At 79.1% G+C, this 2,445-nt stretch carries 3 protein-coding genes; all 3 read left to right on the forward strand.

Going from position 1 to position 2,445, the window contains the following annotated elements:
* A partial coding sequence (locus GTR00_RS18945) for a zinc-dependent metalloprotease (RefSeq protein ID WP_166613115.1) occupies nt 1-849 on the forward strand: 849 nt, incomplete at its 5' end.
* Between the two features lie 15 nt (nt 850-864).
* Nucleotides 865-1,860: a tRNA lysidine(34) synthetase TilS gene (gene tilS, locus GTR00_RS18950; RefSeq protein WP_166613116.1), complete on the forward strand. Its 996-nt coding sequence runs from the start codon at nt 865-867 to the stop codon at nt 1,858-1,860.
* Nucleotides 1,861-1,896: 36 nt separating this feature from the next.
* Nucleotides 1,897-2,445, forward strand: a 549-nt coding sequence (gene hpt / locus GTR00_RS18955) for a hypoxanthine phosphoribosyltransferase (RefSeq protein WP_166613117.1), incomplete at its 3' end; no start/stop codon positions are given.

A 2,445-nucleotide genomic window follows, 5' to 3' on the forward strand; every position in this document is an offset into this window, starting at 1 on the left:
ACGTTGGCGCCGGTGCGGGTGCCGCTCCCGCCGCCCCGGCGGCGCGGTGCGCGGGCGGGCGGGCGCGCCGAGCGGGCCACCACCGCGGTGGGCCGGCGCGCCACCGGCGCGGAGACCGGCGCGCTGCTGGCGTTCCTGTCCTCGCGGGTGCTGGGGCAGTTCGACGTCTTCTCCGGCGTCGACGCCGGCGGCCCCGGGCGGCTGCTGCTGGTGGCGCCCAACGTCGTGCAGGTCGAGCGGGAGCTGGGGGTGGACCCCGGCGACTTCCGGCGCTGGGTGTGCCTGCACGAGGAGGCGCACCGGCTGCAGTTCGGCGCGAACCCGTGGCTGCGCCGCTGGGTCACCGAGGAGGCCCGCGGGCTGTCGGCGGACCTGCTGTCCACCCAGCGCGACATGGGCGAGCGGCTCTCCGGCGCGCTGCGCGGGCTGCCGGGGGTGCTGCGCGGCGAGGAGGGCCCCGGCGCGGGCGCGGGCGTGGTGGACCTGCTGCAGACGCCGGCGCAGCGCGAGCGGGTGCGGCGCCTGGTGGCGGTCATGTCGCTGCTGGAGGGCCACGCCGACGTCGTCATGGACGAGGTGGGCCCGCAGGTGGTGCCCACGGTGGCCACGATCCGCGAGCGCTTCACCGAGCGCCGCCGCGGGCGCGGCTCCCTGGACCAGCTCACCCGGCGCCTGCTGGGGCTGGACGCCAAGACCCGCCAGTACGCCGACGGCGCCCGCTTCGTGCGCGGGGTGCTGCGCGAGGTGGGCTGGGACGGGCTGAACGCGGTCTGGCGGGGCCCGGCCAGCCTGCCCGCGCCCGCGGAGGTCGCCGACCCCGGCGCGTGGGTGCGCCGGGTGCACGGCTGAGGGGGCGCGGGCACGGTGGTCGGCCCGCCGCCGCCGGTGGCCGCGGTGCGCGCGGCCGTGCGCGCCGACCTGCGCGCGCTGGCGCGCGAGCACCCCGGCGCCCTGGTGCTCGTGGCGTGCAGCGGCGGCGCGGACTCCCTGGCGCTGGCGGCCGCCACCGCCTTCGAGGCCCCGCGCGCCGGGCTGCGCGCGGGGTCGGTGACCGTCGACCACGGCCTGCAGGAGGGCTCGGCCGGGCTGGCGCGGCACGTGCGGGAGCTGTGCGCGGGCGCGGTGGGCCTGCACCCGGCGCTGGTCGCCCGGGTGGCCGTCGGCCGTCCGGGTGGTCCCGAGGGCGCCGCCCGCGAGGCCCGCTACGCCGCGCTGGAGCGGCTGGCGGCGGAGCGCGGCGCCGCGGCGGTGCTGCTGGGGCACACCCTGGACGACCAGGCCGAGACGGTGCTGCTGGGCCTGGCGCGCGGCTCGGGCGCGCGCAGCCTGGCGGGGATGGCGCCGGTGCGCGGGCCGTTCCGGCGCCCGCTGCTGGGGCTGGGGCGCGCCGCGGTGCGCGCGGCCTGCGCGCTGGAGGGCTTCGAGGCGTGGGAGGACCCGTGGAACGCCGACCGGCGCCTGGCGCGCGCGCGGGTGCGCCACGACGCGCTGCCGGCGCTGGAGGCCGCGCTGGGCCCGGGCGTGGCCGCGGCGCTGGCCCGCTCGGCGCGCGCGCTGCGCGAGGACGCCGACGCCCTGGACGAGCTGGCCGCGGCGCGCGACCCGTTCCGCGACGGCGCGGCGGAGGTGGGCGAGCTGCTGGCGGCGCCGGCGGCGCTGCGCCGGCGCTGGCTGCGCCGGGCCGCGCTGGCGGCCGGCTGCCCGGCGGGCGCGCTGGCCGCGGTGCACGTGGACGCGCTGGACGCGCTGCTGCTGCGCTGGCGCGGGCAGGGCCCGGTGCACCTGCCCGGGGGTGCGAGGGGGCACCGGGCGTGTGGCAGGCTCCACCTCACGCCCGCGGGTGGGGCCCCCACCGGCTGAGGCTCCCCTCGACGCACCGACCTCCCGGAGGACCCCGTGGACGCCGCCACCGCCGGCACCGACCTCGCGCACGTGCTGCTCACCAGGGAGCAGGTGGCCTCCCGGGTGGCCGAGCTGGCCGCCCGCCTGGACGAGGACTACCGCGACAAGGACGTCCTGCTCGTGGGCGTGCTCAAGGGCGCCGTGATGGTGATGGCCGACCTCTCGCGCGCCATGAGCATCCCGCTCTCGATGGACTTCATGGCCGTCAGCTCCTACGGCTCGGGCACGAAGAGCTCCGGCGTGGTGCGCATCCTCAAGGACCTGGACACCGACATCTCCGGCCGCCACGTGCTCGTGGTGGAGGACATCATCGACTCGGGCCTGACCCTGTCGTGGCTGCTGGCGAACCTGGGCTCGCGCGGTCCGGCGTCGGTGCGGGTGTGCGCGCTGCTGCGCAAGCCCGAGGCCGCCAAGGTGGAGGTGGACGTGGCCTACGTGGGCTTCGACATCCCCAACGAGTTCGTCGTCGGCTACGGCCTGGACTTCGCCGACAAGTACCGCAACCTGGACTGCGTGGCGACCCTGGCGCCGCACGTCTACAGC

It is taken from the genome of Kineococcus indalonis (genome assembly GCF_009906395.1).
In the GTDB taxonomy this organism is placed as follows: Bacteria; Actinomycetota; Actinomycetes; order Actinomycetales; family Kineococcaceae; genus Kineococcus; species Kineococcus indalonis.